This window comes from Rhizomicrobium sp. (assembly GCF_056722145.1).
On the sequence record NZ_JBWZET010000113.1, the window covers coordinates 1 to 16,782 of the forward strand.

At 65.2% G+C, this 16,782-nt stretch carries 18 protein-coding genes and 1 tRNA gene; 12 read left to right on the forward strand and 7 right to left on the reverse strand.

Translation table 11 applies throughout. From position 1 onward, the window contains the following. Together AC1P6P_RS06170 and recJ are read left to right on the forward strand one after the other, a co-directional pair. Positions 1–759, forward strand: a 759-nt coding sequence (locus tag AC1P6P_RS06170; protein ID WP_481401559.1) for a fructose-bisphosphatase class II family protein, incomplete at its 5' end; no start/stop codon positions are given. A 189-nt stretch (positions 760–948) separates the two neighbouring features. Next, positions 949–2,691 (forward strand): single-stranded-DNA-specific exonuclease RecJ, encoded by a 1,743-nt coding sequence (gene recJ / locus AC1P6P_RS06175; protein WP_481401560.1) that lies wholly within the window; start codon positions 949–951, stop codon positions 2,689–2,691. Here the strand turns inward: recJ and AC1P6P_RS06180 are convergent. The 3 genes from AC1P6P_RS06180 to AC1P6P_RS06190 form a co-directional block, all read right to left on the reverse strand. Beyond that, on the reverse strand, positions 2,688–3,206 hold the full coding sequence (locus AC1P6P_RS06180; protein ID WP_481401561.1) for a hypothetical protein: 519 nt from the start codon (positions 3,204–3,206) through the stop codon (positions 2,688–2,690). The genes recJ and AC1P6P_RS06180 overlap by 4 nt on opposite strands. 130 nt (positions 3,207–3,336) lie before the next feature. Then, positions 3,337–3,411: transfer RNA gene (locus tag AC1P6P_RS06185), tRNA-Glu, on the reverse strand. Between the two features lie 34 nt (positions 3,412–3,445). Continuing rightward, positions 3,446–4,150, reverse strand: a complete 705-nt coding sequence (locus tag AC1P6P_RS06190; protein ID WP_481401562.1) for a spermidine synthase family protein — start codon at positions 4,148–4,150, stop codon at positions 3,446–3,448. A gap of 100 nt (positions 4,151–4,250) precedes the next feature. On the opposite strand from AC1P6P_RS06190, the gene AC1P6P_RS06195 reads away from it, so the two are divergent. The 10 genes from AC1P6P_RS06195 (at position 4,251) to AC1P6P_RS06240 (ending at position 13,392) form a co-directional block, all read left to right on the forward strand. Continuing rightward, entirely contained in the window at positions 4,251–4,529 is a 279-nt protein-coding gene (locus AC1P6P_RS06195) for a type II toxin-antitoxin system ParD family antitoxin (RefSeq protein WP_481401563.1), read from the forward strand. Positions 4,530–4,538: 9 nt separating this feature from the next. Further along, entirely contained in the window at positions 4,539–4,835 is a 297-nt protein-coding gene (locus tag AC1P6P_RS06200; protein WP_481401564.1) for a type II toxin-antitoxin system RelE/ParE family toxin, read from the forward strand. 94 nt (positions 4,836–4,929) lie between these two features. Further along, positions 4,930–6,324, forward strand: coding sequence for a glycoside hydrolase family 28 protein (locus AC1P6P_RS06205; RefSeq protein WP_481401565.1), 1,395 nt, complete (start codon positions 4,930–4,932; stop codon positions 6,322–6,324). 3 nt (positions 6,325–6,327) lie between these two features. Beyond that, positions 6,328–6,489: a hypothetical protein gene (locus AC1P6P_RS06210; RefSeq protein ID WP_481401566.1), complete on the forward strand. Its 162-nt coding sequence runs from the start codon at positions 6,328–6,330 to the stop codon at positions 6,487–6,489. Between the two features lie 35 nt (positions 6,490–6,524). Further along, complete coding sequence (locus AC1P6P_RS06215; protein ID WP_481401567.1) at positions 6,525–8,504, forward strand: YgiQ family radical SAM protein; 1,980 nt, start codon at positions 6,525–6,527, stop codon at positions 8,502–8,504. A gap of 56 nt (positions 8,505–8,560) precedes the next feature. Beyond that, a complete protein-coding gene (locus AC1P6P_RS06220) occupies positions 8,561–10,504 on the forward strand; it encodes a hypothetical protein (RefSeq protein WP_481401568.1) in 1,944 nt (647 codons plus the stop codon). 16 nt (positions 10,505–10,520) lie between these two features. Beyond that, complete coding sequence (locus AC1P6P_RS06225) at positions 10,521–11,126, forward strand: DUF3617 domain-containing protein (protein ID WP_481401569.1); 606 nt, start codon at positions 10,521–10,523, stop codon at positions 11,124–11,126. A 66-nt stretch (positions 11,127–11,192) separates the two neighbouring features. After that, the gene (locus AC1P6P_RS06230; RefSeq protein ID WP_481401570.1) at positions 11,193–11,792 is read left to right on the forward strand and encodes an ATP-dependent Clp protease proteolytic subunit; all 600 of its coding nucleotides are present in this window, start codon (positions 11,193–11,195) and stop codon (positions 11,790–11,792) included. After that, a complete protein-coding gene (locus AC1P6P_RS06235) occupies positions 11,792–12,832 on the forward strand; it encodes an alpha-amylase family glycosyl hydrolase (protein WP_481401571.1) in 1,041 nt (346 codons plus the stop codon). The genes AC1P6P_RS06230 and AC1P6P_RS06235 overlap by 1 nt, the downstream gene beginning before the upstream one ends. Then, the gene (locus AC1P6P_RS06240; RefSeq protein WP_481401595.1) at positions 12,748–13,392 is read left to right on the forward strand and encodes an alpha-glucosidase C-terminal domain-containing protein; all 645 of its coding nucleotides are present in this window, start codon (positions 12,748–12,750) and stop codon (positions 13,390–13,392) included. The genes AC1P6P_RS06235 and AC1P6P_RS06240 overlap by 85 nt, the downstream gene beginning before the upstream one ends. A 225-nt stretch (positions 13,393–13,617) precedes the next feature. On the opposite strand, the gene AC1P6P_RS06245 is transcribed toward AC1P6P_RS06240, so the two are convergent. The 4 genes from AC1P6P_RS06245 to AC1P6P_RS06260 are packed head-to-tail and all read right to left on the reverse strand — an operon-like array spanning position 13,618 to position 16,728. Continuing rightward, positions 13,618–14,049 carry an iron-sulfur cluster assembly scaffold protein gene (locus tag AC1P6P_RS06245; RefSeq protein WP_481401572.1) on the reverse strand — a complete coding sequence of 144 codons (432 nt, stop codon included), beginning with the start codon at positions 14,047–14,049 and terminating at the stop codon, positions 13,618–13,620. After that, positions 14,046–14,627: a nucleotidyltransferase family protein gene (locus AC1P6P_RS06250; RefSeq protein ID WP_481401573.1), complete on the reverse strand. Its 582-nt coding sequence runs from the start codon at positions 14,625–14,627 to the stop codon at positions 14,046–14,048. The genes AC1P6P_RS06245 and AC1P6P_RS06250 overlap by 4 nt, the downstream gene beginning before the upstream one ends. Then, positions 14,624–16,003: a sensor histidine kinase gene (locus AC1P6P_RS06255; RefSeq protein WP_481401574.1), complete on the reverse strand. Its 1,380-nt coding sequence runs from the start codon at positions 16,001–16,003 to the stop codon at positions 14,624–14,626. The genes AC1P6P_RS06250 and AC1P6P_RS06255 overlap by 4 nt, the downstream gene beginning before the upstream one ends. After that, on the reverse strand, positions 16,000–16,728 hold the full coding sequence (locus tag AC1P6P_RS06260; RefSeq protein ID WP_481401575.1) for a response regulator: 729 nt from the start codon (positions 16,726–16,728) through the stop codon (positions 16,000–16,002). The genes AC1P6P_RS06255 and AC1P6P_RS06260 overlap by 4 nt, the downstream gene beginning before the upstream one ends. Positions 16,729–16,782: the final 54 nt, after the last annotated feature.

Below are 16,782 nucleotides of genomic sequence, written 5' to 3' on the forward strand. Positions count from 1 at the left end.
CTCTATATCGGCGAGAAGGTCGGCACCGGCGGCATCGCGGTCGACATCGCGCTCGATCCCTTGGAAGGCACCGCGCTGACGGCGAAGGCGCTGCCGAATGCGCTGGCGGTGCTGGCCATCGCCGAGCCGGGCACGCTGCTCAACGCACCAGACGTCTACATGGACAAGATCGCGGTCGGGCCGGGCTATGCCGAAGGCGTGATCGATCTCGATGCGCCGATCGAAGACAACATTCTCGCGGTGGCGCGGGCCAAGGGCGTACATCCGCGCGAAATCACGGCGCTGGTGCTCGACCGGCCGCGGCACGACACCCACATCGCGGCCATCCGCAGCGTCGGCGCGGCGGTGCGCCTGATCACCGACGGCGACGTCGCCGGCATCATCGCCACCACTTCGCCGACGGAAACCGACATCGACATCTATATCGGCCGCGGTGGTGCCCCCGAAGGCGTGCTGGCGGCATCGGCGCTGCGCTGTCTCGGCGGGCAGATGCAGGGACGCCTCGTGTTCCGCGACGATGCCGAGCGCGCCCGGGCGGATAAGTGGGGCATCACCGATCTCGAGCGCAAATACAAGCTGAAGGACCTCGCCAGCGGCGACGTGATCTTCGCGGCCACCGGCGTCACCCACGGTGCCATGCTGCAAGGCGTTCACCGCACGCCGGACTACATCGTTACCCACAGCGTGGTGATGCGCTCCACCTCAGGAACGGTGCGCTGGATCACCGCGAAGCACCCGCGGAGAAGGATTGGGCGATAGCTCATTTTCTGCCCCCGCGGGGGCAGAACGAGGTTCACCGCAGATGCCGTGCCGCGTCGTGGTTGGCGATCGTCTTGTCGGCGCCGGCGATGCTTTCCATGCGACGTATTCGTAAATCGCGCGCCATCATAGCGCGAACAGGCGGATATTCCTCTGTTTCCGAAGCCCCGAATCGGCGCTGATGGCGGCATGGAAATCGCCAACTCCTTCTCCGGCCGCCGGTGGGAACTCGCCCAGTGCGACGAGGACCTGGCGCGCGCCATCCAGCGCGACCACCAGATTCCGGGCGTGATTGCCCGGCTGCTGGCGGCGCGCGGCGTGACGCGGGAGGGGGCGCTCGATTATCTCAATCCGACGCTGAAGCGGCTGCTGCCCGAGCCGCGCACGCTGGCGCACATGGACGAGGCGGTCGCGCGCGTGGTGGCGGCGATCAAAGCCGGTGAGAAGATCGCGGTGTTCGGCGATTACGATGTCGACGGCTCGTGCTCGGCGGCGCTGATGCATGGCTTCCTCAGCGCCGTGGAAGCACCGCCGCGCGTTTATATTCCGGACCGCCTGAGCGAAGGCTATGGCCCCAATACGGCGGCGCTGCTGGCGTTGCACAGAGAGGGCATCACGCTGGTCGTGACCGTCGATTGCGGCGCCGGCGCGGGTGTGGCGTTGAAGGCGGCGCGTGAGGCGGGGCTTGATGTCATCGTGCTCGATCATCACGCCAGCGAACACGGTGTGCCGGCGGTGGCGCAGGTGAACCCGAATGCCGGCGGCGATGCCTCGGGCCTCGGTCATCTTTGCGCCGCGGCGATCACGTTCCTGTTCCTGGTGGCGCTCAACCGCGCTTTGCGCGAGGCCGATTGGTATGCGACGCGGCCGGAACCGAATTTGATGGAAAGCGTCGATCTCGTCGGCCTCGCGACGGTGTGCGACGTGGTTCCGCTTGTCGGCGTCAATCGCGCCTTCGTCCGCGCTGGGCTGGCCCGGATGAGCCGTCTGGAGCGGCCCGGCATGGTGGCGCTGGCTCGCGTCGCCGATGTCCGCCCGCCGTTCACGCCCTATCATCTCGGGTTCGTGTTCGGGCCGCGCATCAATGCCGGCGGACGGGTGGGGCGCTGCGGCCTCGGCGTCGATCTGCTCACCTGCCGCGATGCGGCGCTGGCGGATGAGCACGCGCTGGCGCTCGACACCCACAACCGCGAACGGCAGGCGATCGAGAAACTGATCCTCGACGACGCGATGGGGCTGGCGGCGGCGCAAGAGGCGAGCCCGTTCGTGCTGGTGGCCGGGGAGGGCTGGCATCCGGGCGTGGTCGGCATCGTCGCCGGCCGGCTCAAGGAGCGGTTCGGCAAGCCGGCGTTCGTTGCCGGCTTCGAAGGCGGGCTGGGGCGCGGCTCGGCGCGCTCGGTGGCGGGCGCCAATGTCGGGGCCATGATCCGCGCCGCGCATGAGGCCGGCGTGATCGAGGCCGGCGGCGGCCACGCCATGGCGGCGGGCTTCGGCCTGACCCCGGCGCAAGTGGAGCCATTCCGCACTTTCCTCGCCGCGGCGTTCCTCAAAGGCGGGCCGCTCGCCGCCGCGCCGCTGGCCATCGATGCCACCGTCTCGCCGAGCGGCGCGACGATCGAGCTGGCGCGCGATCTCGAACACGCCGGGCCCTATGGCGCCGGCAATGCCGAGCCGCTGCTGGTCGTGCCCGACGCGCGGGTGGCGTTCGTCGACACTGTCGGCAAGGGCCATGTCCGTCTGCGGCTGGTCGGCGGCGACGGCGCTCGCCTTGATGCCATCGCCTTCCGCGTCGCCGAGACGCCGCTGGGCGAGGCGCTGCTCAAGGCGCGCGGTGGCAAAATCCACGTCGCCGGACGGCTGCGGGCCGAAGAATGGAACGGGCAGGCGCGGGTGCAACTCCACCTCGACGACGCAGCAGGGGGAAGCGTTTAGGACTGCGCCGGGCCCTTGCCGAGGATCGGCAGCGCCATGATGACTCCGAACACCACGTTCAGGGACGCAAAGCCGAGGATGACCGTCGCAACCGGTTGCGGCAGGGCGAACACCGCTGCAATCCACGCCAGATCGGCAATCCCGAGCCAGACAACCCAGCGGCCGATCGCCCAATACATCAGCATGAAATGCACGGCGACGACGGCCAGCACCACGAGCTGTCCATTATAATCGGACAAGGTCTGAAACCACGGTGCCTTCATGAGATAGGCAAACGCTGCGACCTGCAGCGCGATGACGGCGACGATGTTCAGGAATTGATACAGGCGCGGTCGGCCGTGCCTCCGCACCGAGCGCCGCCAGCAAACGACATATCCCAGCGTGCCGACGAGACCGGCCAAGCCGAAATATTGATTGCCTTTGCTGATGTCAGTTAATGCCGCCGTGACCAATGCGACACCGACCGTGAACAGGAATACCCCGGCGCCGTAACGCAGTGGATATTGTCGAGACATGGGCATAAGCCCCCCTTACGACCCATGGTGATATTCGCGCTAAAGTGGCGATCAGGGAAGCGGGAAGTCGCGCATGCCAGCGCTGCCTCGGGACAGCGTCTGTGCCGTAACCCATTGAAGGATCGGTATTTGGCGCGCCCTAGGAGAGTCGAACTCCTCTTGCAAGATTGAAAATCTTGAGTCCTAACCGATAGACGAAGGGCGCTGCCGGTTCGCGGGTGTCCCCGCGGAGGACGGGGCTATATAGGCCGCCGCGCCGCTTTGCAAGCGTCTGACGCGCCAACCGCCTCGGGCATTTTGGCCGGGTCGGGGCGAACGAAATAGAGGGTGTGGGTGACGCTGCCCACCGCCACGTCGGAGCGCTCGCAGCCCGGCCCGGCGACCCGCTCGAACCCCGGCGAGGCATCGGCCGCCCACACCGCCAAGACGCCGCCCGGCGCCAGCCCGGCGAGGACCTCGGCCAGCCCGCCGCAGGTGTAGAGGGCGCCGTTGCGGTCGAACATCACCGCCTCGGGGCCGTTGTCGACGTCCAGGAGAATGACGTCGAAGGCGCCGGGATTGGCCCGCAAGGCCTCCGCGACATCGCCGGCGAAAATGCTGACGCGCGGGTCGTCGAGCGGGTGGGCGGCCAGATCGGCGAGGGGGCCGCGGTTCCACTTGACCACCGCCGGCACCAGTTCGGCGACCGTGATCCGCGCGCCCGCCCCGCAGACGTCGAGCATCGCCCGCGCCGTATAGCCCATGCCGAGGCCGCCGATCAGCACCCGCCGCACCACGCCGGCCCGCGCCACCGCCATCTCAGCCAGGGCCCGCTCCGACGCCGGGTTCTTGCTCGACATCAGCTGGTAGAGCCCGACGCGGATTTCAAACTCGCTGCCGTCGCGGCGCAAGGTGAGCACATCGCCGTTATCCAGCACGGCATGATCGAGTTCGGTCCAGGGCATGTGTTTTTTTGCACCTTTTTGCGCCCGCCGGAAAGCGGAAGCTGCATTGCTTTGGTAGGATGTTGGAGGATAATATCCTACCAATCGACGGAGATCTCCCATGTCCAATGTTGCCAAGATGAGCGTCACGCTTACTGAAGAAATGGCGGCCATGATCGATGTGGCGGTCGAGTCCGGCGATTACGCCAGCTCGAGCGAAGTCATTCGCGAAGCGCTGCGGGAATGGAAACTGCGCCGCAGCCTGTTGGAACAGGAGCGCGAACGCATCCGCCGGCAATGGGATGAGGGCGTTGCCAGCGGGCCCGGCCGGTTCGAGGATATCGCCGCGATCAAAGACGAAGCGCGTCGGCGGGCAAAAAGCAAATCGTCCGGCAGGTAGGAGGGGGAAGTGGTCCGGTTTGTTCGTACCCGCCGCGCCGAGGAAGACCTCATCGAAATCTGGACCTTCATTGCGTCCGATGATCCCACCGCCGCCGATCGCTTGCTCAATAAGATTGACGAGGTTTGCGGTCTGATCGCGGTAAATCCAGAGCTGGGGCCGGCGCGGCCGGATTTGCGGCCGGAGTTTCGTTATCATCCCGTCGGTCGGTATCTCATTTTCTATCGGACGGTTCGCGGCGGCATTGAGATTGTGCGTGTCGTTCACGGCGCTCGTGATTTGCCGGGCCTGTTCGGTCCCGAATGACTGCGCCCAAACGGCGCATTCGCCTGTCGGGTTATGGAGGGGCGGGCGGAAACAAGGGATGGTGGTGCGGTTTATTGAGGCAAGGGCCGGCGGCATGTCCAGATTCCTTTCAGCGGCATTTTTGACAACGGTGTCATTGGGGGTTGGGGCGTGGGCGCAGGATGCCCGGACTGTCACCGAGCCGGTCGTGCCGCCGGTGTGCGCGGTGATCGGTGCGCACCTCACCTCGGTGGCGGATGGGCCGTATCGCAGCCTCGCGGCGGCGGACGAGGACAGGCTCGACACCATTCGCATCCAGAACGCGATCGACGATTGTCCGAAAGGCAAAGCGGTGGCGCTGCGGACCGCGGGCAGAAGCGATGCCTTCGTCAGCGGCCCGCTGCGGCTGCGCTCCGGGGTGACACTGCTGGTCGACAAGGGCGCGACGCTGTTCGCCTCGCTCGATTTCAACCGCTATGCGGTGAAGCCGGGCAGTTGCGGCGTCGCCGCTGCCGGCAAGGGGCGCGGCTGCAAACCGCTGATCACGGTCGAAGACGCCGCCGATGCGGGCATCATGGGCGACGGCGTCATCGACGGGCGCGGCGGCATTATCATTCCAGGCAAATCCATCAGCGCCTGGGACCTCGCCGCCGGCGGGCAGGGCGGACGCATCCTGCCGCGGCTGGTGGTTGCGGACCGGGCCGACAACTTCACGCTCTATCGCATCACCCTGAAAAACTCGCCGAATTTCCACGTCGTCTACAATGGCGGCGACGGCTTTACGGTGTGGGGCGTGAAAATCTCCACGCCGCAGCGCTTTCCGCGCGAGACCCGGCCGCTGGCGCACAACACCGACGGTATCGATCCCGGCAACGGCGCGAAGAACATCACCATCACCCACAGCTTCATCCGCGCCGGCGACGACAATGTCGCGATCAAGGGCGACGGCAAGGGTCTCACCAACATGACGGTGAGCCACAGCGTGTTCTATTACGGCCACGGCATGTCGATCGGTTCGGGTACCGCGGGCGGGGTCAGCAAAGTGCGGGTGATCGACCTGGTGCTCGACGGCACCGACAACGGTTTGCGCATCAAATCGGCGGGCAATCGCGGCGGACTGGTGCACGACATTGTCTACGAGAATATCTGCATCCGCAGTTCGCCCCATCCCATCATGCTGACGGGATCGTATGGCTCCGATGGCGGGTCGCGCGGAAATTCGCCGCCGGTCTATCGTGACATCACGTTCCGCAATGTCGGCATTTCCGGCGGCGGCGAAATCATGTTCTCGGGCTACGACAAGGAGCATCGCGTCGCCGCCGCCCTCGACGGCGTGTTTCTCAGCGATGCGGCGAAGGTTACCTACAGGCTGGAAGATGCGGACGTGACTTATGCGACGGGCGGCAGCAATCTGGCGCTGCCTGCCGGGACCGATGCAACGATCAAGGGAACGCCGTCCCAGGGCTCCGGCCCGAACTGCGCCGGACGGTTCGTGCCATTTCCGGAGTAGGTCGTGACGATCGCACGCGCCGACTTTGACGATCCCGGCCTGCTCACTCTGCTGGAACTTCATCTCGCCGGCATGCACGCCAACACGCAGCCCCGATCGGCGAAGCGCACCGTCGACTGCATTGCGGACGCCTACAGCCAGTTCCTGCACCTCGACCTCGCCTGATTGTCGCGGCCGCGGCGCGCGTGCTATCAGCGCCCATGACTAGGCCCCTGACGTCCTATCCGAAGCTGCGCGACGCCAAGGCGGCGCCGTTCCTGCCGATGTCGCGGGCGGAAATGGTGGCGCTCGGCTGGGACGAATGCGATGTGATCGTCGTCACCGGCGATGCCTACATCGATCACCCCAGTTTCGGTATGGCCATCATCGGGCGATTGCTGGAAGCGCAGGGCTTGCGCGTCGGCATCATCGCCCAGCCCGACTGGCATTCGGCGGACCCGTTCCGCGCGCTGGGGCGGCCGCGGCTGTTCTTCGGCGTCACCGCCGGGAACATGGATTCGATGGTCAACCGCTATACCTCCGACCGGCGGCTGCGCCACGACGATGCCTACACGCCGAACGGCGAGGGCGGCAAGCGCCCCGATCGCGCGGTGATCGTCTACGCCCAACGCTGCCAGGAGGCATTTTCCGGTGTGCCGGTGGTGATCGGCGGCATCGAGGCTTCGCTGCGCCGCATCGCCCATTACGATTACTGGTCCGACAAAGTGCGCCGCTCCATTCTGCTCGATGCGAAAGCCGAGCTGCTGCTCTACGGCAATGCCGAGCGGGCGCTGGTGGAAATCGCCCACCGCGTCGCGGCCGGCGGCTTCGACCAGGATTTTTCCGATGTGCGCGGCGTGGCGTTGGCGCGGTCGAAACTGCCCGAAGGATGGACCGAAGCCCACGCGGATGACCTCGACAGCGCCGACGAGGGGCGTTGTGTGGGGGAAAACATTGTCGTGCGGCTGCCATCGTACGAGCAGGTTTCCACTGATCCCGAAAGCTATGCGCGCACCTCGCGCGTGCTGCACAAGGAGGCCAATCCGGGTAACGCCAAACCGCTGGTGCAACGGCACGGATCCCGCGACGTCTGGCTGACGCCGCCGCCGATTCCTCTGACTACGGAGGAAATGGATTCGGTCTATGAACTGCCCTATGCGCGAGCGCCGCATCCGTCGTACCCGGGCGCGCGCATTCCGGCCTGGGAGATGATCAAGAGTTCGGTGACGATCATGCGCGGCTGCTTCGGCGGCTGTTCGTTCTGTTCCATCACCGAGCACGAAGGGCGCATCATCCAGTCGCGGTCGGAAGGCTCGGTCTTACGCGAAATCGAGCGTGTGCGCGACCGGACCGAGGGCTTTACCGGCGTCATCTCCGACATCGGCGGGCCGACCGCCAACATGTACCGCATGGCCTGCAAGGACAAGGAAACCGAGGCGGTGTGCCGGCGGCCGAGCTGCGTGTTTCCCGATATCTGCAAGAACCTGAACACCAGCCACGACGACCTGATCGCGCTCTATCGCAAGGCGCGTGCGATTCCCGGCATCAAGAAGGTGATGGTGGCCTCGGGCGTGCGCTACGATCTCGCCGTGAAGAGCCCGGAATACGTCAAGGAACTCGTTTCCCATCATGTCGGCGGCTATCTGAAGATCGCACCGGAGCACACCGAAGCGGGCCCGCTGTCGAAGATGATGAAGCCCGGCATCGGTGCCTATGAACGCTTCAAGGAGATGTTCGACGCGGCGGCGAAGGCGGCGGGCAAGAACTATTTCCTTATTCCGTATTTCATTGCCGCCCATCCGGGCACGACCGACGAAGACATGCTGAATTTGGCGCTGTGGCTGAAGAAAAACAACTTCCGCCCCGATCAGGTGCAAACCTATCTCGCCGCCCCGATGGCGCTTTCCACCGCGATGTATCACACCGGCTTCAATCCGCTGCGGCCGGTGCGGCGGGGTGCGTCGGAGAAGGTCGATGCGGTCAAGGGGATGAAGCAGCGCCGACTGCACAAGGCGTTCCTGCGCTCTCACGATCCCGAAAACTGGCCGCTGCTGCGCGAGGCGCTGAAGGCGATGGGGCGCGCCGATTTGATCGGCAACGGCAAGCAGCAATTGGTGCCGTATGGAGAGATGAAAGCGCTTTCCTCCCGCGGTCCTCGTGACAAACGAAAGCCAGATTTCACCCCTCGCCACCGTCGCTGATAGCGCTTACCATCTTCCCAAGACTCGGGATGCCGAGCGGATGAGGGAGAGGATTCATGCGCAGGATTATCGGCGCGTTGTTGGCCGTATTCGTGATGGGGGCTTTGGCGCCATCGAACGCTGCCGCGCCAGCCAAATATCGCAATTTCCGCAGCGCGATCTATGTCGTGGTAGGCTCGACCAAGGAACTCGCCGACCCGGCGGAATTCGCACGCCAATTCGATCGCATGCAGCGGCAGGTGAAGTTCGACAAGGTCTATGTCGAAGCCTACCGTAATCACGTTTTCGCGACCGACGCCGAATTGGACGCGGTGAAGAAGGCGTTCGAGGCCAAGGGCATCATGGTCGCGGGCGGCATCACGCTGGCGGCAGGCGGCAAGAACGGCCAGTTCGGCACCTTCGATTATGAAGACCCGGCCGATCGCGCCGAGTGCCAGAAGGCGGCGGAGCTGGCGGCACGGCACTTCAACGAAGTGATCCTCGACGACTTCTTCTTCTACACTTCCAAATCCGACGCCGACATCGCCGCCAAGGGCGATCGCTCGTGGACGCAATACCGGCTGGAGCGCATGCGCGAAGTGGCGCAGACGCTGGTCGTGGGCGCCGCCAAGGCTGCCAATCCGGCGGTGAAAGTGATCATCAAGTATCCCAACTGGTACGAGCACTTCCAAGGCCTGGGCTTCGATCTCGACAAGGAACCGCAGATCTTTGACGGGATCTATACCGGGACCGAAACCCGCGACCCCTACATCACCGATCAGTTGCTGCAGCAATACGAGAGCTACGGCATCATTCGCTATTTCGACAACATCCGCCCGACCGGTTTCAACGGCGGCAACGGCGGCGGCTGGGTCGACACCTACAGCATCCGCTACGTCGACCGCTATGCCGAACAGCTTTGGGGCACGCTATTCGCCAAGGCGCGCGAAATCACTCTGTTCAATTGGCACGATCTGGTCGATCCTGAGAACAAGGTCGATGCCGGCGCACGGGCTGCTTGGGCAAAGCGTCCGACCAGCTTCAATTGGAACGACATGGCGCGCGGTTTCAAACCGGCGGGCAAGGGCGATAGCTTCGGCTGGGGCCGCGTCGCCGGCTATTCGCTCGAACAGGTCGACGCCGCACTCGGCGATCTCGGCAACCCGGTCGGCATTCCGAGCTACAAGCCGGTTCAGTCCGACGGCGAAGACTTCCTGCAGCACTATCTCGGCAACATCGGCATTCCGATCGAGATGACGCCGACCTTCCCGACCGGCGCCAAGCTGGTGCTGCTGACGGAAGAGGCCAAATACGATCCCGACATCATCAAGAAGATCGACGCGCAGCTGAAATCGGGCGGCAACGTCGTCATCACCTCCGGCTTCCTGCGCGCCATGCAGGACAAGGGGTTCAAGCAGATTGCCGAATGGAATGTCACCGGCCGGGTGATCGGCATCCGTGAATTCATCGACGGCTTCGGCGCCGGCAACGGCACCGTGCTCAACGACAAGGGCAAGGCGCTGACCCCGATCCTGTTCCCGGAAGTGCATTTCTACACCAACGACAGCTGGGGCATCATCCGCGGCACGGCGGGGTCGAAAGGCGATCCGATCCTGTTGATGAACGCCTATTCGAAGGGGACGATCTACCTCCTCAACATCCCCGACAATCCGGCCGATCTCTATCAACTGCCGCAAGCGGCGCTGAGCCAGATCCGGCATTACCTGATGCCCGATTTCGAGGCCCGGCTCGACGCGCCGGCGCTGGTGTCGCTGTTCGCCTATGACAACTACACGATTGCTGTGGAATCCTTCCGCGATGCGGCGACGGCGATGAGCGTGGTGGTTCCGGGTGCGGGCGCCAAACTGCGCGACCTGAAAACCGGCAAGCTGATCGCCGCAAAACCGCCGGCGACGCCGCAAAAGGACCGCCGCGGCCGCCTCATCACCGTGGCGCCGACCACCGTGTTCCCGATTTCACTGGAAGCGCATTCGTGGAGGACGTACAGAATCGAGCACTGAACCGCGGGGGCTCGACATGCGTGTGGTGATGGCTGGCGTTGCGTGCGTACTTCTTCTGGCGGCGCCAGCCCTGTCGGACGGCGTCGTTCATCCCAAACCGCCGACCAGGGCGGGGCTGTGGCTGATGGAGAAGCACACCAACCTCGCAGTCTTCGTCGCCCCGGCCGCGACGGCAAGCGAGGCCGCCAAGCGATCGGACGAGGCGCTGGCCGCCCCCGGCATGAGGCTGCAGGCCTGCCTGACGCCCGAGGAGCAAGCCAAGCACCTCGATCTCGCGTCCAGTGGGATCGGCTGTACCATCGGCGCCCCGCAGCTTGCGGGCGATACCGTCACGGTCGACAGCGTCTGCCACGAGCGGAAAATCCATACCGTTTACCGGCTGAACCCGGAGCGATTGATCGCCTCGATGACGAGTACCATGACGGGCGGCCCCTCGACCCAAAAGAGCATCGTCCGCTTCGACTCGCCGGAACACATCACCATGGAGGTCACCATGTCGGGGCTGAGTGGGCCGATTCCAGTGATCGACCGCTGGGACTTCCGCTGGCTTTCCGCCGACTGTCAAGGACTTGCGCCGGGCCAATTCAAGCCCTTGACGGATAAGCCCGAAACCCGCCGTTAAGCGTCTGGACGCCATGCTGGAGGGATTGTATGGATTGGGGTCCCCTCTGGACCCATAGGAGCCCGCATGTATCGCCTCGATGAAGAAGAAGACGAGAAGAGCAAGGTCGAACTGCCGGAACCGCAGTCCCTGCCGGTCCAGAAAGCGCTGTTCAAGTCGCGCACCGTCCTCATCTTCGGCGAAGTCGATATGAAGATGGCGGAACGGGTGTGCGCTCAGCTCCTGGCCCTGGCCGCCGAAAACAACGACGACATCAAGGTCATCATCAATTCGCCCGGCGGCCATGTCGAAGCCGGCGACACCATGCACGACATGCTGCGTTATGTCGGGCCGCGGGTGAAGGTGATCGGGACCGGCTGGGTCGCCTCGGCCGGCGCCCATATCTTCCTCGGCGCCAACAAGGACAGCCGCTTCTGCATGCCCAATACGCGCTTCCTGCTGCATCAGCCGCTCGGCGGCGTCCGCGGTCAGGCGTCGGACATTTCCATTGAGGCGGAAGAAATCCTCAAGATGCGCGAACGCCTCAACCGCATCATCGCGCGCGAGACCGGCCAGCCGCTGGAGCGCATCGTCAACGACACCGAGCGTAATTTCTGGATGAGTGCCGAGCAGGCGGTCGAATACGGGCTGGTGACCAAGATCGTGCCCACGGCCTGCGACCTCTGATGGCGACCGCTCCCTGGTGGCAGGGTGCCGTTATCTATCAGGTCTATGTTCGTTCGTTCGCCGATGCCAACGGCGACGGGCAGGGCGACTTTGCCGGGCTGACCACGAAGCTCGACTACATCAAGGCGCTGGGGGTGGACGCGATCTGGCTGTCGCCAATCCATCCCTCGCCGAACCGCGATTGGGGCTATGACGTTTCGGACTACGAAGACGTCCACCCCGATTACGGCACGCTGAAGGATTTCGACGCCTTCATTGCCGCCGCCCACGACCGCGGACTGAAGGTGCTGCTCGACGAGGTGCTGTGCCATACCTCCGACGAGCACGCCTGGTTCAAGGATTCGATGCTCGCCGGCGCCAAGGCCGACTGGTACGTCTGGGCCAATCCCAAGGACGACGGCACCGCCCCCAACAACTGGCTGTCGGCATTCGGCGGGCCGGCGTGGTCGTATCAGCCGGCGCGGCGCCAGCACTATCATCATAAATTCCTCCGCCAGCAGCCGAAGCTGAACTGGCAGCATTCCGACGCCCGCGCCGCGGCGCTGAAAGTGATCGATTTCTGGCTCGAGCGGGGCGTCGACGGCTATCGGCTCGATGTCGCCAATGCCTATCTCCACGACCCGCTGCTGAGGGACAATCCGCCGGTGCCGCAGCAGATGCGCACCGATGCCAACTGGGCCGACGCCGACAATCTGCAGGAGCATCTCCACGACTGCAATTTGCCGGAAAACGTGCTGGTGCTGAACGAAATCCGCCACCACGTCGAATCCTATGGCGAGCGCTTCGTGTTCGGCGAGTTCTCGGAAGGCTACGAGCGCTCGGGCGCATTTGCGGCGCCGGACGAAGGGCTGCACGGCGGCTACACCTCTTCATGCTGCGCCAGAAGCTGCTGTCGCCGGGGTTCATTACCGGCAACTACGCGCTGCTCGCCGGTCATCCGCGGCACTGGCCGGTGGTGGCGTTCTGCAATCACGACATCCCGCGCACGGTCTCGCGCTTCGGCGGCGCCGCGGACGGCGATCCGGCGCTGGCGAAATTGATGCTGGCGCTCTTGTTTTCCATCAAAGGCACGGTCTGCCTGTATCAGGGCGAGGAACTCGGGCTGACCGAAGTTGATCTTCAGCGCGACCAGCTGCGCGACCCGGTCGGCGACCTCTATTACCCGATCTTCAAGGGCCGCGATGGCTGCCGCACGCCGATGCCATGGGATGCTGCGGCGCCGAACTACGGCTTCTCGACCGGCACGCCTTGGCTGCCGACCGGACCGGCGCACAAAGGCCTGGCGGTCTCGGTGCAGGAGCTCGACCCGGACTCGACGCTGGCCTACGCCCGCCGCTTCCTCGCCGCCCGCAAGAGCGAACCGACTATGGTCGCCGGTGAGATGAAGTTCGTGCCGGCGGCACCGCCGATCCTGGCCTTCGTCCGCACGTTGGACGAGGCGCGGGTGCTGGCGGTGTTCAATCTCAGCCGCCTGCCGGTGGCGTTCGACCTCGACCCGCTCGGTGCCGCGACGGCGCTCGATCTCGGCTGCGGCGAGGCGACGGTGCGGGATGGAACCCTGGAACTAGGCCCGCTCGCCTGCTGGTTCGGCCGCCTGTAGCCCGCGCAGGACCGCTCCCTTTTCTGCCCCCGCGGGCGAGGCGATTTCTGCCGTCTGCACGTAGACCGTGGGGGAAGTGGCGCGCAGCGCCAAAGGGGGCTGACATCACGGGGTGATTATGAGCCCCCTTTCCGGCTTCGCCGGACTTCCCCCACGGTCTGCGTGCCAGCGCAGACACCCTTCCGCCCGCGGGGCAGAAAGGGAGTGGCGGTACATCGGCGTAAGTTAGATTTCCTGGGGAGCGTCCGGGATTGCCGCCTTTAGCGCGGCGTCGATCGGGAGCAGGACGCAGCGGTGGCGCGCCGGGTGGCGGGCAACATCGGCGAGGTGGCGGTAGGCGGCGAAGCGGCCCTCAGGTGCCGGGCCTCCCGACAGCATTGCAGCGACCGCCGTGCGCAAGACCTGAAGCTCGGCGAGCGTATGGCCTGCGAGAGCTCCGCCCAGGATCGATGCCGAGGCCTGCGTCAGAACACAGGCGCGGGTGTCGTGGGCTATCGCTGTTATGTGGTCACTATCTAGTTTTAAGTCGACGATGATACGGTCGCCGCAAACGGGGTTGGATTCCGTATGGCTGAGGCAGGGCTGCGGCAGTCGCCCGGCGCCCCGGGCCTCGGCTGCCAGTCGCAGTAGATCGACGGTGTAAGGCAAGTCGCTCATCGGCGGGTGAAGTCTTCCGGCGTATCGAAATCGGTCAGAACGGAATCGGTCGGCACTTCATGTAGATAGATAAGATCGCTGTGCAACGCCATGAGTGGCTTGGCACCTTGGTCGCCGGTGAGGGTCAGAATTTCGTCCCGGAACTGGCTGCTCCACAATACCGGATTACCCTGCCGGCCGCGATGGACCGGCACCCCGATGGCGCGGCCCTCGGCCGGAGCAAAGCCTTCGATCAGGCCATTGATCACCGCCGGCCGCACGAATGGCATGTCACCAAGCAACACGACGAAGCCGCCGCAGTGCTCCGGTACGATCTTCACACCGCACGTCAAGGACGAACTCAAACCGTCTGCATAACTGACGTTTTCGACGATCAACACCGGTAACCCCGCCAGCGCGGCGGCGACTTCGCGTCCGCGATAGCCGGTAACGACGATCACCGGGTCCGCCTTGCTGGCGCATGCCGCCGCCACGGTATGCAGGATCAACGGAACGCTATCGAGCGGCGCCAGCAGCTTGCCTTCCGGCATGCGCGAGGATCGGCCCGCCGCCAAAACGATCGCAGCAATCGGTATCACGAGTGTTCCTTCGGGCGTGGTGCAATCACTGGCTGGCGCGGCAGGACCAGCCGCACCTTGAGGCCGTGACCGCCGGCGCGGTCTTCCAGCACGACCCGGCCGCCGTGACCTTCGGCGATGGCCTTGACCAGGGTCAGCCCCAGGCCGGTGCCGCCGGTTTCGAGATTGCGCGAGCTTTCCAGGCGTACGAACGGCTCGAACACCCGCTGGCGATCGGCAACCGGAATGCCGGGGCCTTCGTCTTCGATCCAGACCTCATAGCCCCCTGAAATATCGTGCATCGAGACTTCGGCCTTCTTGCCATAGGCGACCGCGTTCTCGACCAGATTGCGGACCGCGCGGCGGACCTCGCCCGACCGGCACGACAGCGGCGCTGCGGCATGGCCGGCCCAGGTCACCGGCTCGCCGAGATCGTCGAGGTCGGCGCAGATGCTCTCCACCAACGCGGCGAGGTCGATCTGGCGCGAGGGCTCGCCGCCGGTGCCGCGGGCGGCCGACAGCACCGCCTCGGTCAGCTCCTGCAGCTCGTCGAGGTTCTTCTGCAGCCGCTCCTGCAGCTCGGTGTCGGTGACGAACTCGATGTTGATCCGCATCGCGGTCAGCGGCGTGCGGAGATCGTGACCCACCGCCGAGAGCAGGTGGCGCTGGCTTTCCAGGGTGCGAGTAACCTGATCGGTCATGGCGTTGAACGCTTCCGCGGCGCGGCGCACGTCATCGGGGCCGACTTCGGGCACCCGCGGTGCGGTTTCGCCGCGCGCCGTCGCCGCCGCCGCTTCCGCCAGCTTCGACAACGGCCGCGCCATCCGTCGCGCGATGTAGGCACCGGAGACGGAGGCGATCAGGACCGCCAGCACGGCCGCGATGATCATCTCCATCGGCCACGGCGGATCGGGCGGGCGGGTGAAGGTGGCCACCAGCTCGCTGCCGCGCACGATCGGCACCACCATCTCGACCGATTTAACGAGTGGTGTCGGCCCAGGGCCCGGCAGGCGGCCATAGCGGAAGTGGACACCGACCGGTCCGTTGGCGTGGTGGGCGGGCAACATCGCGCTCAGCCGCGCCGCCAGCTTCGCTTCCTCGGGCGACATCGGCTCATCGACATGAGCGCCATTGTGGATGCGGTAATGCCAGAGCCGGCCCTCCAGCGCTTCACCGGCCGCGACGCGGGCCTTGGGCGGGATGGTCGTCATCAGGGTGGTCAGCGATGCGGTGCGGTCGAGCATGCGTTCGACGAGGTCGGCCTCGTTCTGACGCTCGGCGCCCAGTTCGAACCACAGCGCCACCGCCGCATTCGACAAAAAGATCGCCAGCGAAATGACGACGATCAGCTGGGCCCCGAGGGTCCGTGGCCACAAACGCAGGACACCCGGTTTCATTCCGTCACCGGATCGACGGCAAAGATGTAGCCGCCACCCCACACCGTCTTGATGTAGCGCGGGTTCTTCGGGTCGGGCTCGATCTTCTTGCGTAGCCGGCTGACGTGATTGTCGATCGAACGGTCGAACAGATCGGCGTCGCGGCCCTTGGTGAGGTCGAGAAGCTGGTTGCGCGACAGGGCGATCTTGGGCCGCTCGATCAGCGCCGACAACAGCCGGAACTCGCCGCTCGACAACGGCAAGGCAACGCCGTCGGCGCCGATCAGCTCACGCTGGCCGGTATCGAGCGTCCAGTCGCCGAAATGAATCTTGGCGGCGGTCGGTGGTTTCTGGCGCGGCGGCAACGCCTGGGTCCGGCGCAGCACCGCGGCGATGCGGGCGATCAATTCGCGCGGCGAAAACGGCTTCGGCATGTAGTCGTCGGCGCCCATCTCCAGCCCGATGATGCGGTCGACCTCTTCGCCGCGGGCGGTGAGCAGGATCACCGGCGTCTGCGACGACTCGCGAATTGCGCGGCACAGCGACAATCCGTCTTCGCCCGGCATCATGATGTCGAGCACGACGAGGTCGATCCCCGACGCTTTCATCAGTTTGCGGGCGGCGGCGGCATCGGGCGCGGTGGTGGCGCGATAGCCGTTTTCGCGCAGATACCTTGCCAAGGGCTCGCGAATGTCGCGTGCGTCCTCGACGACCAGGATGTGCGGCTTCGATTCGTCCGGTTTCATCGGCGGCAATTCTAGCATGCCTCATTGTCGGCGAGGCGCGATTGGCTCGCAAAG